This is a genomic window from Mycobacterium sp. ABE4_509 (genome assembly GCF_056160785.1).
In genome coordinates, this window is sequence record NZ_JBSWXU010000055.1 from 1 (window position 1) to 22,994 (window position 22,994).

A 22,994-nucleotide genomic window follows, 5' to 3' on the forward strand; every position below is an offset into this window, starting at 1 on the left:
CGCCGGCGCAGCGCAAGCGCCGCGCCGCCGCCGCGACGATTGCCGCGTCCGTCAGGGGCTTTCACTAGCCGCAGCCCCTACCGCCACCCAGGCCACGGACCCGCAATCCCCGGATCCGTGGCCTTCGTCTTTCCGGACTGAGAACTTCCGCGAAACACCTGGTCGCAGATCCATCACCACTCAGATGGCCGATATCCGATCAACGACCAGGAAGCAGAGGACTGGACATGTCTGCCCTGACATGCGAGGGAACGAAGCTGGCGGTGCCGTGTCATGTCGAGGACCCCGATCTGTGGTTCGCCGACGATCCGCGTGACCTCGAACGTGCCAAGGACTTGTGTGCGCAGTGCCCGATCCGGCAGGAATGCCTCAACGCCGCGCTCGAGCGCGCCGAACCGTGGGGCGTGTGGGGCGGCGAGATCCTCGATCGCGGCGCCGTCATCGCCCGCAAACGCCCGCGTGGGCGACCCCGAAAGGACGCCAAGGACCCGGTCGCCGCGTGATCGTCACGCCGGCGGCCGGGGTCTGCGGCTCAGCTGTTGTCGGGGTCGGCGAACCCGGGCACCAGCTCCTCGGCGATCCGCCGGGTGGGCACATGCGCATCGAGCTGGCAGGAGATCGCGACGATCGACGCGATCACCCGCATGGGGATCGCCAACTTCGGCGGGATGTCCATCTGCCGGGCGGCCCGCAGCTGGCCGGCAGCGCGGTCGAGTTCGACAGCGGTCATCTTCTGCAGCCATGACCGGCGGTAGTGGAACACCGGCACCTCCAGCGGTTCGACGTACTGCTTGAGCATGTCGTCGATCTCGCGGGTGGAGACCTGCTGGCCCTTCTGGATGAAACCGACCTTCTCCATGGTGGGCAGCAGCTTGTCGTAGTTCTTGTCGACGGCGTAGCGCAGGATCTGGCCCAGTTCGACCGGCCAGCCGCCGGGCATCGGTGCGACGGCGCCGAAGTCGATGACGCCCATCTTGTCGCCGGGCAACAGCATGAAGTTCCCCGGATGGGCGTCGCCGTGCACCATCTCCAGCCGCTGGGGGGCGTCGTCGCAGAACTCGAAGAGCCGGGTGGCCATCAGGTCGCGCTGCTCCTGGGTGCCTTCGCGGATGATGTGCGACAGCGGAACGCCTTCGATCCACTCCTGGATGACGACCTTGGGTGCGCTGGCCACCACGTGCGGGATCACGAAGTGCGGGTCACCGTCGTAGGCCTTGGCGAAGGCGCGCTGGTTGTCGGCTTCGAGCCGGTAGTCCAGCTCCATTTCGGTGCGCTGGATCAGTTCGTCCACCACGCCCTGCACGTCGGCGCCGGGGGACAGCTGCCGGAGCACGCCGACCATGCGTTGCATGGTCTTGAGGTCGGCGCGCAGCGCCTCGTCGGCGCCGGGGTACTGGATCTTGACCGCGACCTCGCGGCCGTCGGCCCACACCGCCTTGTGGACCTGCCCGATGCTGGCCGAGGCGACCGACTTGTCGTCGAACGAGGCGAACCGGTCACGCCATTTGGTGCCCAGCTGGGCGGCCAGAACCCGGTGCACCTTGGCCGCGGGCAGCGGCGGCGCCTCGCGCTGCAGCTTGGTCAGCGCCTCCCGGTACGGCTTGCCGTACTGCTCGGGGATGGCGGCCTCCATCACCGACAGCGCCTGGCCGACCTTCATCGCGCCACCCTTGAGTTCACCGAGGACGGTGAACAGTTGCTGGGCGGCGCGGTCCATCAGCTCGGCGTTGACCTCGTCTTTCGACTTGCCGGTCAGCCGTTTACCAAAGCCCATTGCGGCGCGCCCGGCCATCCCGACCGGCAGCGTTGCCAGCTTGGCGTTGCGTGCGGCGCGCCCCCGCTTGATATCGCTCACCAGACCATCATCCACGACCGCGCTGAATTTCCACCAACCAGTTGGCAACGCATGATGTCAACACGAGCAGTCGGGGTGGCGGGTCCACCGCCGCGCGGTGACCGATCCGGCGCCGACGTCGAATTCCAGCGTGGTGTCCACGGTGGACGGCGGGGCCGCCGGGACAGTCCCGGGGGCGGCCGGGCCGGGCAGAACGCGCAGAACGTGGTGGACCTCGCGCAGCGCCAGCGCGGCGGTGCCCAGGATCGTCGCCCGGTCGGCACTGCCCACGGTGCGGCACAGTTGCGTCGCGATCGCGGGCCAGGCCGGATCACGATCGCTGCGGTGCAGATCAGCGCAGCGCAAACAGCTCGTCGTGCCGGGGATGACCAGCGGACCGACCAACCCGATGCCGTCACGCACCCGCACCGCCAGATGCGCGACCCCGGCGTCGTGCAGGTCGCGCACCACCCGCGGATCGGCCACCAGATAGTCGGTCAGCACGGCCAGGTCGGCGGCGGCCGCCGAGGCATGGGTGCGCACGGTGTGGCTGATCCGCGCCCCGGAGCAGCGCAGCGCCGAGATGACCAGATCGGTCAGCGGACCGTCGCCGTGCACCCGGACGGCCGCCGACCGGGTGGCCGGCGGGTCGGCGGGAACCGCGGCGACCAGGCCGCGGTCGATCAGATGGGTGAGCAGGCCGGTCACCACGGCGGCGTCGATGCCGGAGGTGAGCAGGTCGGGGACCGTCGCTGCGCCCTGCAGGGTGCGCAGCAGGCCGGCGAGGACGGCCGCGGACAACTGCGGTGGCGGCTGGACGATGACGGCGCGGCGGGGATCCCACCCGACCTGCACGGTGCCGTCCGGGCGGGACAACACCGGGGTGGCCGGGTTCAGCGCGTATCGCGTCACTCCTCGACGGTGTCACGCCGCGCGGTCACCGGGCCGAGTTATCCACAGGCGCGGTCAGGCATCCCGGGGCTTGTCGGGGCCGTCGGTGCCCTCGCTGTCGTCGGGGCCGCGCTGGATGTCGCGCTCGAGGTCGGAGATCGCCTCTTCGAGCTCGCTGTCGATGCCGCTGGTGTCGCCGCCGACGATGCGGTCGATGAAGCCGGCCGGTTCGTCGAGGTCCGAGGACTCCGGCAGCAGATCGGGGTGCTGCCACACCCCGTCGCGGGCATCCGGGCCGACCGCGTCGGTCAGCCGCTCCCACAGTTGGGCGGCCTCGCGCATCTTGCGGGGCCGCAGCTCGAGGCCGACCAGGGTGGCGAACGTCTGCTCGGCGGGTCCGCCGGTGGCGCGGCGCCGGCGCAGCGTCTCGCTCAGCGCCGAGGCACCCGGGATCCGGTCGCCCAGCGCCGCCGACACCACCGTCTGCACCCATCCTTCGATCAGCGCCAGCAGCGTTTCCAGCCGCTCCAGCGCCGCGGTCTGCTCCGGGGTGGCCTTCGGCTCGAAGATGCCCTGGTTGAGCAGGTTCTCCATCGCGGAGGGGTCGGACAGCGAGGCCGGGTTGAAGCCGCGGGCGAACTCCTCGATGCCGCTCATGTCGATCTTGGTGCCCTTGGCGAACGCCTCGACCGCGTTGAGCAACTGGGCCGACAGCCACGGAACGTGGGAGAACAACCGGTGATGGGCGGCCTCGCGGGCGGCCAGGAACATGACGATCTCGCTGCGCGGCTGCTCGAGTCCCTCGGCCAGCGTCTCGATCGCGTCGGGCATCAACGCGGCGACACCCTTGGGGCCCAGCGGCAGCCCGATGTCGGTGGAGGTCAACACCTCTTTGGACAGCGTGCCCAGCGCCTGGCCCAGCTGCGAGCCGAAGGCCATGCCGCCCATCTGCGACATCATCGACAGCAGCGGCCCGGCCATCGCCTTGGCCTCCTCGGGCAGCGCCTCGGCCCACACCGCCGAGAGCTGCTCGGCGACCGGATCGCACAACCGCTTCCAGGTCTGCAGGGTGTTGTCGATCCAGTCGGTGGGCGTCCACGCCACAGCGGTGCTGGTGCCGGCGGGCAGCGGGGTGGCCCCGTCCAGCCACGTCTCGGCCAGCCGGACCGCGTCGGCGATCGCGTCGGTCGTCTTCTGCGGGACAGGGGCGACGAACCCGATCGAATTGGATGCCAGCTGCCGGGCCAGGTCGTAGTTGACCGGGCCGGATGACGTGCCGGACGCCATCGCGCCGCCGGCTCCGCTGAACATCTCGCCGAGCTTGGAGAAGATCTGTCCCAGCTGCGACATGTCGAACTCGCCGGAACCGAAACCGGCCCCGAACGGATCGCCGGTCGGACCGGAGCCCGAGTCGGGATCCTTCTTGCGTTTGTCGCGCTCGGGGTCGTCCCCGGACGAAAAGCCGAAAGGCAGGTCAGCCATATCCCCAACGGTACTCACCGCCGCGCGGACTCGCGGGCCCGCGGGTCACGCTCTGAGTGAACCGCGGGCAACGGGGCAGCGCACGGGCTCGCCGGATCGGGGCGCGCCCGGGTGAACCTTTACTGTGGGCGGCGTGAACAGGCGGATTTCGACGCTGACCGTGGCGCTGGTGCCGATCGTGATCTTCGGCGTGCTGCTGTGGTTGGTGACGGTGCCCTATGTGGCGCTGGGGCCGGGCCCGACGTTCAACACGCTCGGGGAGGTCGACGGCAAGGAGGTCGTCGACATCGAGGGCACCGTGGTCCACCCCACCAGCGGGCACCTCAACATGACCACGGTGTCGCAGCGCGACCAGCTCTCGCTGCTCCAGGCCCTGGTGTTCTGGGCGTCCGGGCGTGACCAGCTGGTGCCGCGCGACCTGGTCTACCCGCCCGACCGCAGCCGCGAAGAGGTCGAGGAGGCCAACAGCCGCGACTTCCGCGAGTCGGAGGACAGCGCCGAATACGCCGCGTTGCACTATCTGAAGTACCCGATGGCGATCACCGTGGAGAGCATCGACGAGGACGGGCCGTCGAAGGGCAAGCTGCAGTCCGGTGACGCCATCGACGGGGTGAACAACACCCCGGTGGCCGACCTGGAGGAGTTCCAGGCGCTGCTGAAGGACACCCGGCCTGGCGACACCATCGTGGTGGACTACCGGCGCAAGAACGAACCGGCCGGTACCACCGAGATCACCCTCGCCGAGCATCCCGAAGGGGAGCAGGGCTTCATGGGCGTCAATGTGCTCGACGCGCCGTGGGCGCCGTTCACCGTCGACTTCAATCTGGCCAACATCGGTGGGCCGTCGGCGGGGCTGATGTTCAGCCTGGCCGTCGTCGACAAGCTGACCACCGGCGATCTGAACGGGTCGAAGTTCGTCGCCGGCACCGGCACCATCAGCGGCGACGGCGTGGTGGGCTCGATCGGCGGCATCACCCACAAGATCGTGGCCGCCGAGGAGGCCGGCGCGACGGTGTTCCTGGTCCCCGCCGAGAACTGTGATGAAGCCAGGACCGCCGAGGCTGACGGCATCGACCTGCTCAAGGTGGAGACCCTGGAGCAGGCGATAGATTCGATGCGGGTGCTTTCCGCTGGTGGCGAACCTCCACGCTGCTAGCGAACCGACGAAACGTGGATGCGTAGAGTTGGGTCCACCTGAACAACTGCTGGGAATGAACAACTGCTGGGAATGTTCGAGACTGGAGTGCTCTAGTGGGTATGCGGCCCGCGGCGAAAATGCCGAAGCTGACCCGACGAAGTCGGGTCTGGATCGCGGTCGCGGTGGCCGCCGTCTTGTTGTTGCTGATCGGGCCACGGTTCGTCGACACCTATGTCGACTGGTTGTGGTTCGGCGAGCTGGGGTATCGGTCGGTGTTCACCACCCAGGTGGTGACCCGGTTGGTCATCTTCCTGGCCGTCACGCTGGTGATCGGCGGCGTGGTGTTCGCCGCGCTGGCACTGGCCTACCGGACCCGTCCGGTGTTCGTCCCCACGGCCGGGCCCAACGACCCGGTCGCCCGGTACCGCACCGCGGTGATGTCGCGGGTGCGCCTGGTCGGCATCGGGGTGCCCGCGTTCGTCGGCGTGATGTCCGGCTTCGTGGCCCAGAGCTACTGGGACCGGGTGCAGCTGTTCCTGCACGGGGGGGAGTTCGGCGTCACCGATCCGCAGTTCGGCATCGATCTCGGCTTCTACGCGTTCGACCTGCCGTTCTACCGGCTGGTGCTGTCGTATCTGCTGGTGGCGACGTTCCTGGCGTTCATCGCGAACCTGTTGGGCCACTACCTGTTCGGCGGTATCCGGCTCTCCGGGCGCACCGGCGCGGTCAGCAAGGCGGCCCGCATTCAGCTCATCTCGCTGGTCGGCACGTTCGTGCTGCTCAAGGCGGTGGCCTACTGGCTGGACCGCTACGAACTGCTCAGCCACACCCGCGGCGGTAAGCCGTTCACCGGCGCCGGCTACACCGACATCAACGCGGTGCTGCCGGCCAAGCTGATCCTGATGGCGATCGCGGTCATCTGCGCTGTCGCCGTCTTCTCCGCGATCTTCCTGCGCGACCTGCGCATCCCGGCGATCGGGGTGGTGCTGCTGCTGCTGTCGTCGCTGGTCGTGGGGGCCGGCTGGCCGCTGGTGGTCGAGCAGATCAGTGTGCGGCCGAACGCCGCGCAGAAGGAAAGCGAATACATCGGCCGCAGCATCACCGCGACCAGGCAGGCCTACGGCCTGACCGACGAGCACGTCACCTACCGCGACTATCCCGGTGACGCGCCGGCGACGGCTCAGCAGGTGGCCGCCGACCGCGCGACGACCTCGAACATCCGGGTGCTCGACCCCAACATCGTCAGCCCGGCGTTCACCCAGTTCCAGCAGGGCAAGAACTTCTACTACTTCCCCGACCGGCTGAACATGGACCGCTACCGCGACGCCGACGGCAACCTGCGCGACTTCGTGGTGGCCGCCCGTGAGCTCAACCCGGACCGCTTGATCGACAACCAGCGCGACTGGATCAACCGGCACACCGTCTACACCCACGGCAACGGGTTCATCGCCTCCCCGGCCAACACGGTGCGCGGGGTGGCCAACGATCCCAACCAGAACGGTGGATATCCGGAGTTCCTGGCCAGCGTGGTGGGTGCCGACGGTGAGGTCATCTCGCCCGGGCCGGCTCCGCTGAGCCAGCCGCGGATCTACTTCGGTCCGGTCATCTCCGACACCTCGGCCGACTACGCCATCGTCGGTGAGAACGGTGCCCCGCGCGAGTACGACTACGAGACCAATGTCGCGACCCGCAACTACACCTACACCGGCAGCGGTGGTGTGGACATCGGCAACATGCTCACCCGCAGCCTGTTCGCCGCCAAGTACGCCGAGCGGAATTTCCTGTTCTCCAACGTGATCGGGGAGAACAGTAAGATCCTGTTCAAGCGCAACCCGGCTGACCGGGTGGAGGCGGTGGCGCCGTGGCTGACCACCGACACCGCGATGTACCCGGCGATCGTCAACGAGCGGATCGTCTGGATCATCGACGGCTACACCACGTTGGACAACTACCCGTACTCCCAGCAGATGACCCTGTCGACCGCGACGACGGACTCCAACGAGGTGGCGCTCAACCGATTGCAGCCCGACAAGCAGGTGTCCTACATCCGCAACTCGGTCAAGGCGACCGTGGACGCCTACGACGGCACCGTCACGCTGTATGCCCAGGACGAGAGCGACCCGGTGCTGCAGGCGTGGATGAAGGTGTTCCCGGGGACGGTGCAGCCCAAGAGCGACATCAGCCCCGAACTGCAGGAGCACCTGCGCTACCCCGAGGACCTGTTCAAGGTGCAGCGCGCGCTGCTGGCCAAGTACCACGTCGACGACCCGGTGACGTTCTTCTCGACCTCGGACTTCTGGGATGTGCCGCTGGATCCGAACCCGACTGCCAGCAGCTACCAGCCGCCGTACTACATCGTGGCCAAGGACCTCGCCGAGAACAACAGGCAGGCGTCGTTCCAGCTGACCAGCGCGATGAACCGGTTCCAGCGAGACTTCCTGGCGGCCTACATCAGCGCCAGTTCAGATCCCGAAACCTACGGCGCGCTCACGGTGTTGACCATTCCGGGGCAGGTCAACGGCCCGAAGCTGGCATTCAACGCGATCAGCACCGACACCACGGTGTCCCAGGAGCTCGGCCTGATCGGCCGCGACGGCCAGAACCGCATCCGCTGGGGCAACCTGCTGACGCTGCCGATGGGTGACGGCGGACTGCTGTATGTGGCGCCGGTGTACGCCTCGCCGGGCACCAGCGATGCGGCGTCGTCGTATCCGCGCCTGATCCGCGTCGCGATGATGTACAACGACAAGATCGGGTTCGGCCCGACTGTGCGTGACGCGCTGACCGACCTGTTCGGCCGCGGCGCCGACGCCACCGCGACCGGGCCGGCGCCGACGAACGCCCCGCCGGAGGGGTCGCTGCCGGAGGCCCAGCCGTCGGGTGATCGGACCGCGCAGGCCTCGCCCCCGTCGTCGAACAGTGGTCAGCAGGCGCCGCAGGCACCCGCGACCCAGGCGCCGGAGGCAGCGGTGCCGAGCGGCCCGAAGGAGTTGTCGGCGGCCAAGTCCGCGGCGCTGCAGGAGGTCAACTCGGCACTGGATGCGGTGCGCGATGCCCAGCAATCCGGTGACTTCGCGCAGTACGGCGAGGCGCTGCAACGCCTCGACGACGCGATGAACGACTACCAGTCCGCGGACTGACACTCGTCGTAACCCGGCCGCCGGCCCCGCAGGGCACGGTGGCCGGGACGGAGGTGGTGCGTTGACCGTCGGCGGGCCATTGCCCCACGGCCGGCGGAGGAGGACCATGGGAAGGGTCCGGCAGCGCCGCCGGGACGCTGCCGCCGACCATGGAGGCAGAGCATGTATGCACGCAGTTCGACCATTCACGCACGGCCCGCAGCGCTCGACGCGGGGATCAGCTACATCCACGACACGGTGTGGCCGGCGTTGTCCGGTCTGGACGGCTATGTAGGCCTGTCCCTGTTGGTGGACCGGTTGAGCGGGCGGTGCATCGCGACCACGGCCTGGCAGAGCGCGGAGGCGATGAACGCCAGTCGGCGGCCCACCCACGAGTTGCGGGAGCGCGCCGCCCAGATCCTCGGTGGCAGCCCCACCGTCGACGAGTGGGAGATCGCCGCCCTGCACCGCATCCACCACACGGGACCGGGTGCCGGTGTGCGGGTCACCTGGGCGCGCGTCGAGCCTGATTCGGCTGACCGTGCCATCGACGGTTTTCGGATGGGCACCATACCGGCGCTGGAGGAACTGGACGGATTCTGCAGCGCCAGTCTGCTGGTCGACCGCGGCTCCGGGTTCGGCGTCGCGTCGGTGACATTCGACAGTGCCGAGACGATGAAACGCAGCCGGATAGCGTCTGACGCGATAAAGGTGGCCACCACCCGCGACACCGGCGCCGAGATTCTCGACGAATGCGAGTTCGACCTGGTGCTGGCACATCTGCGGGTGCCCGAGATGGCGTAGTTCCCGAGCGATTTCGGCGTGACCGGTCGCGCATACCGCGACTGGACACGCCGAAATCGCAAGGAGTCGGGCTGAGATCTACCTCACGTTGTTGCGAGTGCAGGTGAATTCGGCCGGAGTACCGGACAAAGCCCCACGTCAGCAGGTTTCCGCACTGGCCGCGCACGTTTGAGCAGGCGATTTGGAGCGCTGCCCACGCCTTCGGTAACCTAGCGTTCACCCGACGCGGGGTGGAGCAGCTCGGTAGCTCGCTGGGCTCATAACCCAGAGGTCGCAGGTTCGAATCCTGTCCCCGCTACTAGGTAGAACGGCCCCCGGACGCAAGTCCGGGGGCCGTTCTCATGGACTCGAGCTCGCGGTTGTGACCCGAGATGAGAGCGTCGACCGGCGACGATCATGACTGCCCGTCGGATCCGGCCGCAGTGCCGCCGCCTCGGTCGGCATCGGGCGCTTCGTGGGGCATCGTTGCGGTGAGAGTGTCCAGTTCTGTAGTCAGGTTCGCGGTGGCGGCGGCTTCCCAGCGGCGACGTGCATAGCAGGTTCGATACAGCGTCTTACCTGGGGAGAGCAGCTTCTCCAGGATCTGCTTGCGTCCGGCACGGAAGACGTCGTCGGCGAGGTGGGAGTACGGCGTCGTGGCACCAGGCCGCAGTCGTACGGCGTCCAGATCGTCGGCGTAGCAGGATTATTCGTCGACCCGGTCGAGCACGTCCTGGAGGTGGGTCACGGTGTGGTAGCGGCGGTGCGGCTGCGCCCAGGACGCCAGCAGCGCCCTGCCGGTGGCAACGACCTCGGCGGTGGGGGTCGACCCGGGAGCCAGCAGCGCGTTCCAGCGCTGCAGGAGGCCGGAATGATGTGCGGAAGCGGTCCCCGGCGTCTGCGTAGACATTGAGCCGACCTAACTGTTCGCTTAGTCTGGCGAGGATACTTTTCGGCCTCGCCGATCGGGAGATGCTGTGGCAAGTCGGGATCGTGGGGTTCCGTGCGGCCGGATCCGGCGCACGATGCCGTTGGCGGGCCTGACGGCGCGAGCTGCCTGCGGGCGCGTGGTGGCCGGGTTGCAGGAGCAGGCGGGCCGCGATGGTGCCGTCGAGCGGTTTCATCACCGATCCGCTGCGCGCTATGCCGAATTGCTCGGCCGCTCGCGCGGAGTGCTGATGAAGGCCGCCCAGATCCTGTCGATGGCCGACAACGAGGACTGGGGCGGTGGGGGTTTCGGCCCCTACCTGGAAGCGCTGGGCCGGGTGCAGTCCGAGGTTCCGGTGATGGACCCGCCACTGGTGCGGCGAATCCTGGATTCCGAACTCGGCGCCGAAGCCGGAAGGTTCGTCGAGTTCGATGAGGCGCCAGTGGCTTCCGCCTCGATCGGGCAGGTGCACCGGGCGGTCTTGCGTGACGGCCGCGAGGTCGCGGTGAAGGTGCAGTATCCGGGGGTCGCCCGCGCCATCCGCGATGACCTGGCCAATGCCGAACTGCTGGTGACATTCCTGCAGATGGTGCGTGCGGCCACCGCCGTGCGCTCTGATATCCGCGCCCTGGCACGCGAGGCGGCCGCGCGCATCGCCGAAGAAATCGACTACCGGCATGAAGCCGCCACCATCAACGCCTTCGGCGAGCTGTACCGGGGTCACCCGTATTTCCGTATCCCCCAGGTGGTCTCCGAAGCATCCGCGGGTCAGGTGCTGACCATGACGTTTCTCGGCGGAGCGGACTGGACTCAGGCCCGACACGCCGACCAGGACCTGAAGAACACCTGGGCAGAGGCGATCACACGGTTCATGCACACCAACATCCGGCTGTCGAACATGATGCACGGGGATCCGCACCCGGCCAACTTCCGGTTCTTCCCCGACGGATCGGTCGGTTTTCTGGATTTCGGCTGCGTGCAGGTCTTCTCCGACGAGGAACGTTGGGTGTGGTTCCAGATGCTTCGCGCCGTCATGGAGGGACGGACCGCCGACATGCGCTCCCTGGCCGCACGTGCGGGATTCCTCGATGCGGACCCGACCATGACGGCCGAAGAGCTTCACCAGTGGGCGGGTGAGCTGATGTGCGATGCACTCGGCCCACAGCCGGTGACCTACACGCCCCAGACCCAGGCGCGGGTGCTGCGCAGCCTGTCCGCGCTACGGGACGCCGGCCATGCGATGTCGCGCGTGAGCTACCCCCGGGTGGCTGCCTTCACCGGTCGGCAGCAACTCAGCATGGTCAACATCTGCGCCACACTGAATGCCACGCTGCCGGTGCGTTCGATCGTCGACGACACCGACGGTGTCGTCGAACCGACCACCGAGATGGGGCGGCGACACCATGCGTGGGTGGCCGAGCGCGGCCTGAGGCTGCCGCAGCGGCCAGGTTAGTCCAGCCGGTGTTCCTGACCGGCCTGTGCAGATCGCCGGGATCGGCGCACGCGTGAAACGAGCAGGCCGTGGCGGGGGCTCAGCAGGTAGGTCAGGGCGAACGCCGCGCCGTTGGCCAGCACGACCATCGGACCGGATGCGGTGTCGAGGTAGTAGCTGGCGTAGAGGCCGACCAGTGCGCAGGCAGCGGCCAGGGCGGGCGCGATGATCAGCATCCGGTTGAAGCGGTCGGTGAGTAGGTAGGCGGTGGCCCCGGGGGTGATCAGGAGGGCGACGACGAGCACGACGCCGACGGCCTGCAGTGCCACCACGGCGGTGAGGGCGAGCAGGCCGAGTAGGGCGGCGCTGAGTATCCGCGGGTTGAGGCCGATGGCGTGGGCGTGGCTGGGATCGAAGGCGTAGAGGGTGAAGTCGCGGCGTTTGTAGATCAGCACCGCCATGACCAGCGCGCCGAGGGTCGCGACCTGGATCAGGTCGGAGTCTGAGACACCCAGCAGGTTGCCGAAGATGATGTGGTTCAGGTCGACCTGGCTCGGTGTCACCGAGATGAGTACCAGCCCCAGGGCGAACAGGGTGCTGAAGACGACACCGATGGCGGCGTCCTCCTTGGTGCGGCTGGTGTCGCGGACGAGTCCGATGAGTGCGACGGCGGCGATGCCGAACACGATGGCGCCCAGGGCGAATGGTGCACCGACGATGTAGGCCAGGACGACACCGGGCAGCACGGCGTGCGAAACGGCGTCCCCCATCAGCGACCAGCCGATGAGCACCAGCCAGCAGGACAGGGTGGCGCACACGATCGAGGCGATCAGGGTGGTGGCGGTGGCGCGCACCATGAACTCCAGCCGCAAGGGTTCGGCGAGGAACTCGAGGACATTCATGGCTGCTCCGGGGCGTCGCCGAAGGCGTCGAGTCCGAAGGCGCGGGCCAGGTTCTGGGGCTGCAGTACGGTGTCGGGTTCGTCGTGCAGTAACACGGTGCGCATCAGTAGGACCGCTTCGTCGGCGAGTCGGGGTAGGGCGTGCAGGTCGTGGGTCGACACCAGGATCGTGGCGCCGCGGCCGGCGAGGTCGCGCAGCAGGGCGCTGATGGTGGCTTCGCTGCGTTTGTCGACGCCGGCGAAAGGTTCGTCGAGCAGCAGCAGGTCAGCGCCCTGGGCGATGCAGCGGGCCAGGAATGCGCGTTTTCGTTGGCCGCCGGAGAGCTGGCCGATCTGGCGGTGCTGGTAGTCGAGCAGTTCGACCCGCGTCAGTGCGTCGTCGGCGGCCTCGTGGTCGGCCGCGCGGGCACGCCGGGAGGGGCCCATGTGTCCGTAGCGGCCGGTGAGCACGACATCGCGCACCGTGAGAGGGAACGCCCAGTCGATGGCCTCACTCTGCGGCATGTACCCGACGAGCCCGGCCTTGCGCGCTGCTGCGGTGCTCGAGCCGTGGATGCGTACGCTGCCGGTCTCGGGCCGTACCAGCCCCATGATCGCTTTGAACAAGGTCGATTTCCCGGAGCCGTTCATGCCGACCAACCCGCAGACCCGGCCGGAGTGCAGCGTCACGGTGGCGTCGCGCAGGGCGAGCACGGATCCGTAGTGCACGGTGACCGAATCAACCTGCAGCGCTGGGACTCTCACGAGGAGTGGTCGGCGGTCAGGGCGGTCGCGATGGTGGTGGCGTCGTGCCGGATCAGATCCAGGTAGGTCGGGACCGGCCCGTCGGCTTCGGAGAGCGAGTCCACGAACAGCACCCCGCCGAATCGGGCGCCGGAGGCTTCCACGACGCGCTGCATCGGGGCGTCGGAGACGGTGGATTCACAGAACACCGCGGGTACGTCGTTGGTCTCGACGAAGTCGATGGCCGAGGCGATCTGCTGGGGGGTGGCTTGTTGTTCGGCGTTGACCGCCCAGATGTACTTCTCGGTCAGCCCGGCATCGCGGGCCAGGTAGGAAAAGGCTCCCTCGCAGGTCACCAATGCTCGCTGGGTGGCCGGTAGCGCGTCGAGCCGCGTCACGAGCTCATCCTGGACCTGTTGGAGTTCGGCGCGGTAGGCCGCGGCGTTGTCGCGGTAGTCCTGCGCGTGCTCGGGGTCGAGTTCGGCGAAGGCCTCGGCCATGTTGTCGGCATAGACCTGCACGTTAAGCGGTGACATCCAGGCGTGCGGGTTCGGCATGCCGGCATAGGAGTCTTCGGCGATGTCGAGCGGTTGGACACCGTCGCTGACCACCACATGCGGTATGTCGAGGCCGTCGACGAACTGGGCGAACCACGCCTCGAGGTTCAGCCCGTTGTCGAGGATGAGGTCAGCGTCGGCGGCTTTCCTGATGTCGCCCGGGGTGGGTTCATAGCCGTGAATCTCGGCACCCGGCTTGGTGATCGATTCCACCGTCAGATGCTCGCCGGCGACGTTGGACGCGATGTCGGCCAGCACGGTGAACGTCGTCAGGACCATCGGCCGGTCGCCGTCGCCGGCGCCGCGGTCGGCGGAACAGCCGACCACGACTGTCGCGACCGCGGCGATCGCCAACCCGGTGGTCATCGACCACTTGCCGCCCCGTCTCACCGTGCCTCCGATATTCGACCCGCCAACCATTAAGTTTCGGCTACCCGAAATATTAGGGGGTGAAAGCTCCCGGCAGCAAGGTGCGCCGGATCGGGAGCCGCATGCCCCACGAACAGCTGTCGCCGTCAGCCAATGGCGGCACCGACGAGATGGCCGATGGCGTAGGTGATGGTGAGCGCAAGCCCGCCTCCGACGAGGTTGCGCAGCACCGCGCGTTGTTTCGGCGCCCCGCCCAGTGCCGCTGACACCGCGCCGGTGAGCACCAGCGCCGCCAGCACCGCGACCACCGTGACGGGAACCCGCCAGGTGGTCGGGGGCAGCAGGATGGCGATCAGGGGCAGCAGCGCTCCCACGGTGAAGGCCAGCGCCGAGGACAGCGCGGCCTGCCACGGGCTGGTCAGCTCGTCCGGGCTGATCCCCAGTTCGACCTCGGCGTGCGCGGCGAACGCGTCGCGCGCGGTCAGCTCCTCGGCCACGGTGCGTGCGGTCGCGCTCGTCAGGCCCTTCTCCTCGTAGAGCGCGGTCAGCTCGTCGAGTTCGGCGTCGGGATCCTCGCGCAGTTCACGACGCTCCTTGCTCAACAACGCCTTCTCGGTGTCGCGCTGGGTGCTGACCGAGACGTATTCACCCAGGGCCATCGACACGGCGCCGGCGGCCAGGCCGGCGATACCGGCGGTGAGGATCGGGCCGCGCTCGGCGGTGGCCGCCGCCACACCGACGACGATGCCCGCGATGGAGACGATGCCGTCGTTCGCGCCGAGTACGCCGGCCCGTAACCAGTTGAGTTTGGACGAAATCGAGCCGGTATGGGGCTCCGCCGGGTGTGCGGGGGTGGTCACCGCGTCACGGTAGCCAGCGTGGCGGCGTGTGGCTAGCAAGATCAGCCTTGCCATACCGGTGGCGCCGCAACGGTGGATGGGGCCGATCGAGTGCCGCAACACCGTGTTAACGGCTTCCCCGAGACATCGACCAGGCATTTCGGTTACCGTTCGGGTGTCGTCAGCGGATCGGGGACGTGTGGCCTCCGGTGTGTGCGCCCAGACCATCGTCGAACTCGGCATCAGAACATCGCTGATTCACGACACTGCAGGTCGAGCCGGGGGTCAGGGAAAGGCGATTCAGGACAGATGGCCGACGATTCCGGACATGGCGGTGCCGCCTCGGCGGCCGAGACGGACACTCAGTGGACCGGTTCCCCGGCGGCGGCCCCGCGCACCGTGGTGTTCGCGCTGTACAACAAGGTGACCCTGCAGGACGTGGCCGCGCCGCTGGAGATATTCGCGCGGGCCAACGATTTCGGGGCCAACTACGAGGTGTTGCTGGCATCGCCGACCGGGGAGTCGGTCGGCACGACCGCCTATGCCCGGCTTGATGTCGACGTCGCACTGGCCGACCTGCCGGCCCGGATCGACACCCTGCTGGTGCCCGGCGGGGTGCCGGCCGACTTCACCTTCACCCCCGGCCTGCACGACATCCCCGAGGAGCCGACACCCGACTCGGTGCCCGACGCGATGAAGATGGTGGCCGAACTCGCGCCACGGTCGCGCCGGGTCGCCTCGGTGTGCACCGGGTCCTTCGTGCTGGCGGCCCTCGGGCTGCTCGACGGCCGGCGCGCGACCACACACTGGGCGCACTGTCAGACCCTGGGGCGCACCTATCCGGACGTCATCGTGGACCCGGACTCGCTGTTCGTGCAGGACGGGCGCTACATCACCGGGGCGGGCATAACGGCGGGCATCGACCTGGCGCTGGCGCTGGTGGAAAGCGACTACGGTCCGAACGTGGCTCGGCGGGTGGCGCGTTGGATGGTGGTGTTCCTGCAGCGCCCCGGCGGCCAGGCGCAGTTCAGTGTGTGGGCCGAATCGGCCCTTCCGGTCTCCGGTGGGCTGCGCGACGTCCTTGATTCGGTGATCGCCGACCCGGGAGCCGACCATTCGACGGCATCGATGGCCGAGCGTGCCGTGGTCAGCGAGCGACATCTGGTGCGGATGTTCCGCGACCAGGTGGGTATGACGCCGGCCCGATTCGTCGAGCAGGCCCGGCTGGAGGCCGCCAAGGTCCTGCTCGCCACCAGCGACCACAGCCAGGACGCGGTCGCGCGGCGTACCGGGTTCGGCACCTCGGACACGTTGCGGCGCACGTTTCGCCGCAACCTGGGGGTGTCACCCGGCCTGTATCGAAGCCGCTTCCGCACCACCGGGATCCACCAGTAGATCGGATTCCGGTGCGCCGGCCGACAGTGCGCAGTGCGCGGTGAGGTAGTCGCGTACCCGGGCGCCCCAGCGCAGCCCGCTCCGTTGAGCGGCGGCGTGGAACGACTCCCCGGCGAGCACCAGGCCGACCGCGTTCTCCAGCCGCACCTCGTAGACATACTCGCGCAGCGACATTCCCGCCTGTGCCTTGAACAGCCTGGCCAGATGCCGTGCACTGAGACCGAGTCGGGCGGCCACGGTGTCCAGCTCGTAGTGACCTGCCGGGTCGGCGTTGACGGTCGCCATCAGTCGCTCCAGCTCGGGATGCTTGGGCCGGGGCGTACGGGCCGACACCGAGATCTGCGGATGTCCTTCCAGCCTTCGGCTGAGCACCACCATCTCTTTCGAGATCTCCTGCGCGACATCGGAACCGTGATCATCGGCGACCAGGGCCAATGCCAGGTCGATGCCGGCTGCCACCCCGGCGGAGGTCCAGATCTCCCCGTCGCGGGTGTACACCGAGTCGCGCTCGATCGTCGTCGCCGGATGGCGCGCCGCGAAGGCGTCCAGGTGCCGCCAATGGGTGGTTGCGCGGCGGCCGTCGAGCAGGCCTACCGCGCCGAGCGCGAACGAGCCGGCGCAGATCGAGGCGACGCGCCGTGAACGGGAGGCCTGCGACCGGATGAGCTGCTGCAACTGTTGGGGGACAACGTCGGTCACCAGGCTGGTGCCGCCAGGTACCAGCAGTGTGTCGACGTCGTGATCCAGCACCGAGGCCGGGAGCGCCTGCAGTGACAGACCCGACGAGCACTGGACGGTCTGCGAGTCACCGCAGGAATAGAGCGCGACCGAGTAGGCGCACCCGAGCGAGCGGGCGACGTCGAAGACCTCCAGCGGTCCGGTCACATCGAGGGTGCGAACGCCGTCGAACACCAACACCGCGATGCGCCGTGGTTGGCGGTTGTGACACATCTGGTAATGGTGGCCGTGCACCGGCGCTGATGCGCGACGATGTCCGGATTTTCGCCTGTTGTGTCCGAGTCGGACTGCCCGGTGCGGCGATGTCCGTTTCTGCATGCGGGATGTCCACGTTCGCGAGAGACCGAAAAAGACGAGTTACCAATCGGAAACACATCGGGCCCAACGTTGTCCACATGTCCGGCACAAAGCCTGTGGTCGGGCACATCGATTCTCCTCGATCAAAACAAGGTGGAACTATATGGATTCGCGATCTGCGCTGACGCTGAGCATCGGCGTCCTGGGCGGGGTGGCGGTAGCGTTCACCGCCACCGTGATCACCGTCCCCATCTGGGTGGTGTTCCTGGCGTGGGCGTCGTTCTTCTTCGTCGGGGGCGGCCCGGCGGGCTGGGTGCGTTCGGTGGCGTCCAATCTCGTGGGCGTCGTCATCGCGGTGGCCAGCCTGTACGCGGCCTATCTGCTCGGCGGAAGCCTCACCGCCACGGCCATCGCGGTCGGCGTCGGCAGCGCGTTGATGGTGCAGGCCTCCTGGGTGGGTCTGCTGTCGACCACCCCCGCGGTGGTGGTGGGCTTCGCCTCGACGGTGTCGACCGTCGCGGGCACCGGGGCCCTGGTTCACGAGACGAGCATCTCCCACCCCGGTCTGGTGGCGGCGTGCGCCTGCGTGCTGGGTGCGACGTTCGGGATCGTCTCGGAGTATCTGGCAAATGTGATGACAAAGAAGGCGCCGGCTGAGCGTCCTGACACGAAAGGTGCCACGGCATGAAGTTGCAGCACTATCTGGGCGGCCTGGAGGGCCTGCCCGAGCCGCTGACGCTGGAGAAGCGGGTGTTCGTCGAGGAGTGGGAAAAGCGGATCTTCGGCATCCACGTCGCGATGATGGGGCTGAGCAACCATCTGGGCTCGGCGCTTCCCGAGTACCCCATCGCCGATGTGCCCACCGCGTTCCACGACGAATGGACCTGGGCGAGCCTGCGTACCGGCGCCGAGGGGATGAATCCCTTCGACTACTTCAAGTTCCGCTACTACGAGAAGTGGCTCGGCGGGATCACCCAGTTCTTCATCGACAGCGGGTACATCTCCGAGTCCGAGCTCGCCGCCCGGCTGGGACAGGACTCGTCGCCGGAGGGCGGCGATGCGGCCATCGACGATCAGGTGATCGACTATCTGCGTCGCGGCGACAGCCCGCGCCGCGACGTCGCCCACCCCAAGTACGAGGTGGGACAGCAGGTCCGCATCGCCGACCTGCCGGCCGGCGACCACACCCGCCTGCCGGGCTATCTGCGTGACCGGGTGGGCACGGTGACGCGGATCTTCGAGGGCGACTACGGCTATTTCGTGCACACCGGTGACGGGATCGGCGACCCGATGCCGATCTACATCGTCGAATTCACCCCGGACGAGCTGTGGGGTGTGCGTGCCGAGCCGGGCGCCAACTCCCTGTACGCCGAGCTTTTCGAGGCCTATCTACTACCCGCCGAGGAGAATCAGTGACCGACCAGTTTGCCTACCCGTCCGACCGTGAGCAGGCCAGCGCCGACAAGGTCTCCGCGTTGGAGCAGCTGTTGATCGAGAAGGGCGTCATCACCAGCGCCACCGTGGACAAGGTGCTCTCCTACTTCGAATCGGAGATGACGCCGCTGAACGGCAAGAAGATCGTCGTCAAGGCGTGGAAGGATCCGGACTTCGCCGCGCGCGTCGTGGTGGACACCCCGGCCGCGATCGCCGAACTGGAGTTACCCGAGGGGATGGCCGGCGCGGAGGGCGAGCACCTGCAGGCGGTCGCCAACGGGCCGGGCGTGCACAATCTGGTGATCTGCACGCTGTGCTCGTGTTTCCCGTGGCCGGTGCTGGGGCTGCCACCGTACTGGTACAAGGACCCGGTGTTCCGGTCCCGGGCCGCGCGTGAGCCACGCACGGTGCTGGCCGAGATCGGGGTCGATCTGTCGGCCGACACCGAGATCAAGGTGTGGGATTCCAGCGGACATTCCCGATGGTTCGTCATTCCCGAACGGCCCACAGGAACTGACGATTTCACCGATGAGCAGCTGATGGACCTGGTGACCACCGAGTCCATGATGGGCGTCGCCCTGGCGGGGCAGCTGTCATGAAACTGCACAACACCTGCACCACCGACCAGGCGGCACCGCAGTTCGACCACGAGTGGCAGCGCCGCGCCTTCGGGCTGGCGCTGGCCCTGTCGGAGTTCGGGCACTACCCGTGGAGCGAGTTCCAGCAGAGTCTGATCGACACCATCGGCGCCTGGGAAAAGGCCCCCGGCGACACCCGCGGCGAATGGGAGTACTACGACCATTGGGTCGCTGCGCTGGAAACCGTTGTGCAACAACGGTCACTGCTCACCAACCCGGTGATCACCGACTCCGGTGATCATGCTCCTCGCGTCCGCAGCGGTGACCATGCCGTCGCCGGCGACCACCACGACGACCACCACTGAGACAGCCCGAAAAGAAAAGGAACCGCGATGCACATCGAACCCGGAATAGTCGAAGGGTCCAAGATCGTCCTGAGCTACCTCACCGCCGGCGGCGTCGGAGCCTACGCGATGACCGTGGCCTGGAAACACATCAAAGAACGCGGCCCGGGATCGCTGGTGTTCGGCAGCCTGGCCACGACAGCGCTGACCCTGGTGTTCTTCCAGATCCTCCCGCACTTCCCGGTCGGGGTCTCCGAGGTCCACCTGATCCTCGGGTCCACGCTGTTCTTGCTGTTCGGCGCGGCACCCGCGGCGTTCGGGCTGGCGTCCGGGCTGCTGCTGCAGGGTCTGCTCGTCGCACCCTTCGACATACCGCAGTACGGGATGAACGTCACCACGTTGTTGGTGCCGCTGTTCGCGCTGCAGTACGTGGCACACAAGACGATCGCGCCGGACACCGCCTACGTCGACCTGAAGTACCGGCAGGTGCTGGCCCTGTCGACGACGTATCAGGCCGGCATCGTGTCGTGGGTGACGTTCTGGGCGCTCTACGGTGAGGGCTTCTCGGCCGCCACCATCGCCAGCATCGCCACCTTCGGTTTCGCCTACCTGGCGGTGATCGCGCTCGAACCGCTGGCCGATCTGGCCGTGCTGGCAGGAGCCAAGGCGCTGCGGCAGGCCAGGACCGGTGCCTGGCTGGAACCGCGGTTGTTCAACCCCGCCTGACCGCACCTGTGCACCACCGACGCCGCTTCCCGGCTCAGGCCGGGGAGCGGCGTTGCCGTGCGCCAGACCGGCCGGCCTCAGTGCCGGCGCAGCGTCAGGATGGTGATGTCGTCTTCGGCGTCGTCGGTGCGGGTGGCGTCCAGGATCCAGTCGGCCGGGGTGTCACCGGGCCGCCCGAGAGTCTCGGCCAGCCGGTCGATCCCGTCATCGATCGCCTCACCGCGCCGCTCGATCAGGCCGTCGGAGTACATCACCAGACCGTGTCCGGGTTCGACGGTGAACGTGCTCAGCGGGTACCTCGCACCTCGTGCCCCGACCGGCGGAGCCAGCCGGATCGGGGCCTGTCGTGCCTGCCCGGAGTTCGTCAGATACGGCATCAGGTGCCCGGCCGAGCAGGCTTCGACGTGTCCGGTGGCCAGGTCGACACGGGCGACGACGACGGTGGCGAACGCGCCGGGCAGCATGTGCACGCTGAAATCGTTGAGCTGGGCGAGCGCCTCGGCAGGCGTGGCGCCGGCGAACAACTGTGCCCGCAGCACGCTGCGCACCTGTGCCATGGTGCCTGCGACGGTGATGCCGTGTCCGGCGACGTCACCGAGCAACATGATCAGCCGGCCGTCGGGCAGTTCGAACGCGTCGTACCAGTCGCCACCCACATCCCCGCCGGCGGCGGGCTGGTAGTGCGCCGTGAGTTCCCAGTCATCGAGTGCCGGCAGGGATTCCGGCATCAAACTGCGTTGCAGGATTTCGGCGACACGCAGCGCGCCGCGGGTCCGCCGGTACAGCGTCTCCACCAGATGGCGCCGCAACCCCGCCGCGGACTCGGTCTCGCTCAGTGCCCACGGCTCGCTGCGCAGATGAACGACCTCGCGCCACCGCTCGAAGGACTTGCGCGGGCTGAGCCGCACGCCGTCACCCTCGGCGACGGCGATCGCCTTGTTGTGCGGATCACCGCCCCAATCCACCGACCGCAGCACCTCGCGCCGGAACCAGACGAGGTACTGCCCGTCGGGCAGCTCCAGTGCCAGCGCGCCGGCGGCCACCTGCGGATCGAGGTCGACGCCGGGCAGCGCGTCGGAGAGCCGGTCGGTGCCGACGATCTCGTCGTCCACACCGTGCGCCCACGCGATGACCGCGGCCACTGCATCGGGGGGCGGAACCGTCCCCTGCGAGACCCGTTCACCCTGGATGTGGACGGCGACGCCGTCGGCGGGGACGAGGTCGAGCAGGTTGGGCGTCCCGAGCATCGCGGTGGCCAGTGATGCGTCGTCGTCGAGGGTCTTCGCGGTGAGCTCGGCGAGCACCTCCCGGGCGGCCAGCCGTCGCTGGAGCTGATCCTCCTCGAACTGGTCGACCAGCCGCAACGACAGCGTGGCGCCGAGGAACTCGGCGGCCGCGCGGGTGCCGAACGGCGGCAGATGCGGACCCGAGTAGTGGTGACAGGCGATCAGCCCCCACAGCTGGCCGTGGCGCAGCAGCGAAATCGACATCGAGGCCCGCACACCCATGTTCTGCAGGTATTCGATGTGGATCGGCGAGACGCTGCGCAGGGTGGCGTAGGTGAGGTCGGTCGGGGAGTCCGCCGGGTCGGCGCCCAGCAGCGGCGCGGGGGTGTAGTCGACGTCGGAGATCAGCCGGATCCAGTTCTTCTCGTAGAGCGCGCGGGCCTGCGCCGGGATGTCGGTGGACGGGTAGTGCAGGCCCAGGAACGAGTTGAGGTCAGCACGTTTGGCTTCGGCGACGACCTCGCCGTTGTACTCCTCGTCGTAGCGGTACACCATCACCCGGTCGAAGCCGGTGAGCTCGCGCACGGCGCGCGCGGTGGTGTCGTAGAGCTCGGCCAGGGTCGCGGCGCGGTTGAGCTCCTCGACCGAACTGCGTACCGCCTGATAGGTGTTCGGGAAGGAATACGGCCGCTGGCCGTGGGCGATCTCGAACTCGACGAGCAGGATGTCACCGGGCTCGCGATGCAGGATCGCGTCGAACTCCCGTGGCGTGCCCGCGACATCGATGACGCATTCGACGGGGTTGCGCTGCCGTAGGTCGGTGAAGTTCGCCGTGGCCTTCGCCAGGCGTTCGGCCTCCTCGACGCCGATCATCGCCGCAAGGTGCCGGCCCAACACCGCGTCCGCGGGCCGGCCCAGCAGTTCAGAGACGTTGGCGCTGACCTGACGGACTGTGAAGTCGGATTCGTCGACGACCGCGAGCACACCGCGGGGTTGGATGCTGCCCGGGATGTGGATGGGCTCGCGGGCACAGTTGTCCAGGTCGATCGGGGTGCCGACAGGCACGAGGCCGGCGTCGGGTTGCGCAGCGGGCGCCGGCGGCCGGCCACACCCGTCGTCGCTGGTCATGGGTTCGTGGTCCGCGGGTGGTAGACCGAATCTGGGACGCGGTGCGCGGTTCCGATGTTGAGATGGCAGTGAATCTTCGGACTCCCGAGGGTCGCAGGTCAACAACGAGTGCCTCCGATGTTGCCACGCGCG

21 protein-coding genes and 1 tRNA gene are annotated in these 22,994 nt (G+C 68.1%); 12 read left to right on the forward strand and 10 right to left on the reverse strand.

The window, feature by feature from the left end; all coding sequences use genetic code 11:
• Window positions 1–227: 227 nt before the first annotated feature.
• Entirely contained in the window at window positions 228–503 is a 276-nt protein-coding gene (locus tag ACXAID_RS13720) for a WhiB family transcriptional regulator (RefSeq protein ID WP_475022765.1), read from the forward strand.
• A 29-nt stretch (window positions 504–532) separates the two neighbouring features.
• Here the strand turns inward: ACXAID_RS13720 and ACXAID_RS13725 are convergent, their stop codons facing one another.
• Genes ACXAID_RS13725 through ACXAID_RS13735 form a run of 3 tightly spaced genes read right to left on the reverse strand, consistent with a single transcriptional unit; the run spans window position 533 to window position 4,225 of the window.
• Complete coding sequence (locus ACXAID_RS13725; protein ID WP_475022766.1) at window positions 533–1,870, reverse strand: macrolide-binding ATPase MABP-1; 1,338 nt, start codon at window positions 1,868–1,870, stop codon at window positions 533–535.
• A 42-nt stretch (window positions 1,871–1,912) separates the two neighbouring features.
• Entirely contained in the window at window positions 1,913–2,746 is an 834-nt protein-coding gene (locus tag ACXAID_RS13730) for a cyclodehydratase (protein WP_475022767.1), read from the reverse strand.
• Window positions 2,747–2,800: 54 nt separating this feature from the next.
• A complete protein-coding gene (locus ACXAID_RS13735) occupies window positions 2,801–4,225 on the reverse strand; it encodes a zinc-dependent metalloprotease (protein WP_475022768.1) in 1,425 nt (474 codons plus the stop codon).
• 115 nt (window positions 4,226–4,340) lie between these two features.
• On the opposite strand from ACXAID_RS13735, the gene ACXAID_RS13740 reads away from it, so the two are divergent.
• From ACXAID_RS13740 to ACXAID_RS13755, 4 genes are all read left to right on the forward strand, one after another.
• Window positions 4,341–5,363 carry a YlbL family protein gene (locus tag ACXAID_RS13740; RefSeq protein ID WP_475022769.1) on the forward strand — a complete coding sequence of 341 codons (1,023 nt, stop codon included), beginning with the start codon at window positions 4,341–4,343 and terminating at the stop codon, window positions 5,361–5,363.
• Window positions 5,364–5,458: 95 nt separating this feature from the next.
• Window positions 5,459–8,485: a UPF0182 family protein gene (locus ACXAID_RS13745; RefSeq protein ID WP_475022770.1), complete on the forward strand. Its 3,027-nt coding sequence runs from the start codon at window positions 5,459–5,461 to the stop codon at window positions 8,483–8,485.
• Between the two features lie 162 nt (window positions 8,486–8,647).
• Window positions 8,648–9,268: a hypothetical protein gene (locus ACXAID_RS13750; RefSeq protein WP_475022771.1), complete on the forward strand. Its 621-nt coding sequence runs from the start codon at window positions 8,648–8,650 to the stop codon at window positions 9,266–9,268.
• 224 nt (window positions 9,269–9,492) lie between these two features.
• A tRNA-Met gene (locus ACXAID_RS13755) sits at window positions 9,493–9,566 on the forward strand.
• 387 nt (window positions 9,567–9,953) lie between these two features.
• Here ACXAID_RS13755 and ACXAID_RS13760 read toward each other — a convergent pair.
• Window positions 9,954–10,157 carry a hypothetical protein gene (locus ACXAID_RS13760; protein WP_475022772.1) on the reverse strand — a complete coding sequence of 68 codons (204 nt, stop codon included), beginning with the start codon at window positions 10,155–10,157 and terminating at the stop codon, window positions 9,954–9,956.
• 115 nt (window positions 10,158–10,272) lie between these two features.
• Between ACXAID_RS13760 and ACXAID_RS13765 the strand changes: the two genes are divergently transcribed.
• Window positions 10,273–11,628 (forward strand): ABC1 kinase family protein, encoded by a 1,356-nt coding sequence (locus ACXAID_RS13765; RefSeq protein WP_475022773.1) that lies wholly within the window; start codon window positions 10,273–10,275, stop codon window positions 11,626–11,628.
• Here the strand turns inward: ACXAID_RS13765 and ACXAID_RS13770 are convergent.
• The 4 genes from ACXAID_RS13770 to ACXAID_RS13785 all read right to left on the reverse strand — a co-directional run bounded on the left by ACXAID_RS13770 (window position 11,625) and on the right by ACXAID_RS13785 (window position 15,071).
• A complete protein-coding gene (locus ACXAID_RS13770) occupies window positions 11,625–12,509 on the reverse strand; it encodes a metal ABC transporter permease (RefSeq protein ID WP_475022774.1) in 885 nt (294 codons plus the stop codon). The two genes, ACXAID_RS13765 and ACXAID_RS13770, sit on opposite strands and share 4 nt — an antisense overlap.
• On the reverse strand, window positions 12,506–13,252 hold the full coding sequence (locus ACXAID_RS13775; RefSeq protein ID WP_475022776.1) for a metal ABC transporter ATP-binding protein: 747 nt from the start codon (window positions 13,250–13,252) through the stop codon (window positions 12,506–12,508). Before ACXAID_RS13775 ends, ACXAID_RS13770 begins: the two co-directional genes overlap by 4 nt.
• Window positions 13,249–14,154, reverse strand: coding sequence for a metal ABC transporter substrate-binding protein (locus ACXAID_RS13780; RefSeq protein ID WP_475022777.1), 906 nt, complete (start codon window positions 14,152–14,154; stop codon window positions 13,249–13,251). The genes ACXAID_RS13775 and ACXAID_RS13780 overlap by 4 nt, the downstream gene beginning before the upstream one ends.
• A 149-nt stretch (window positions 14,155–14,303) precedes the next feature.
• On the reverse strand, window positions 14,304–15,071 hold the full coding sequence (locus tag ACXAID_RS13785) for a VIT1/CCC1 transporter family protein (protein WP_475022778.1): 768 nt from the start codon (window positions 15,069–15,071) through the stop codon (window positions 14,304–14,306).
• 234 nt (window positions 15,072–15,305) lie between these two features.
• On the opposite strand from ACXAID_RS13785, the gene ACXAID_RS13790 reads away from it, so the two are divergent.
• Window positions 15,306–16,391: a GlxA family transcriptional regulator gene (locus ACXAID_RS13790; protein WP_475022779.1), complete on the forward strand. Its 1,086-nt coding sequence runs from the start codon at window positions 15,306–15,308 to the stop codon at window positions 16,389–16,391.
• On the opposite strand, the gene ACXAID_RS13795 is transcribed toward ACXAID_RS13790, so the two are convergent.
• Complete coding sequence (locus ACXAID_RS13795) at window positions 16,341–17,342, reverse strand: GlxA family transcriptional regulator (RefSeq protein ID WP_475022780.1); 1,002 nt, start codon at window positions 17,340–17,342, stop codon at window positions 16,341–16,343. The genes ACXAID_RS13790 and ACXAID_RS13795 overlap by 51 nt on opposite strands.
• A 247-nt stretch (window positions 17,343–17,589) precedes the next feature.
• Between ACXAID_RS13795 and ACXAID_RS13800 the strand changes: the two genes are divergently transcribed.
• The 5 genes from ACXAID_RS13800 to ACXAID_RS13820 are packed head-to-tail and all read left to right on the forward strand — an operon-like array spanning window position 17,590 to window position 20,508.
• The gene (locus ACXAID_RS13800; RefSeq protein WP_475022781.1) at window positions 17,590–18,114 is read left to right on the forward strand and encodes a DUF1097 domain-containing protein; all 525 of its coding nucleotides are present in this window, start codon (window positions 17,590–17,592) and stop codon (window positions 18,112–18,114) included.
• Window positions 18,111–18,842 carry a nitrile hydratase subunit beta gene (nthB, locus tag ACXAID_RS13805; RefSeq protein WP_475022782.1) on the forward strand — a complete coding sequence of 244 codons (732 nt, stop codon included), beginning with the start codon at window positions 18,111–18,113 and terminating at the stop codon, window positions 18,840–18,842. Before ACXAID_RS13800 ends, nthB begins: the two co-directional genes overlap by 4 nt.
• Window positions 18,839–19,459 (forward strand): nitrile hydratase subunit alpha, encoded by a 621-nt coding sequence (gene nthA / locus ACXAID_RS13810; RefSeq protein ID WP_475022783.1) that lies wholly within the window; start codon window positions 18,839–18,841, stop codon window positions 19,457–19,459. Before nthB ends, nthA begins: the two co-directional genes overlap by 4 nt.
• Complete coding sequence (locus tag ACXAID_RS13815) at window positions 19,456–19,803, forward strand: nitrile hydratase accessory protein (protein ID WP_475022784.1); 348 nt, start codon at window positions 19,456–19,458, stop codon at window positions 19,801–19,803. Before nthA ends, ACXAID_RS13815 begins: the two co-directional genes overlap by 4 nt.
• A gap of 27 nt (window positions 19,804–19,830) precedes the next feature.
• Window positions 19,831–20,508: an energy-coupling factor ABC transporter permease gene (locus ACXAID_RS13820; RefSeq protein ID WP_475022785.1), complete on the forward strand. Its 678-nt coding sequence runs from the start codon at window positions 19,831–19,833 to the stop codon at window positions 20,506–20,508.
• A gap of 77 nt (window positions 20,509–20,585) precedes the next feature.
• Here the strand turns inward: ACXAID_RS13820 and ACXAID_RS13825 are convergent, their stop codons facing one another.
• The gene (locus tag ACXAID_RS13825; protein ID WP_475022786.1) at window positions 20,586–22,862 is read right to left on the reverse strand and encodes a SpoIIE family protein phosphatase; all 2,277 of its coding nucleotides are present in this window, start codon (window positions 22,860–22,862) and stop codon (window positions 20,586–20,588) included.
• Window positions 22,863–22,994 lie beyond the last annotated feature (132 nt).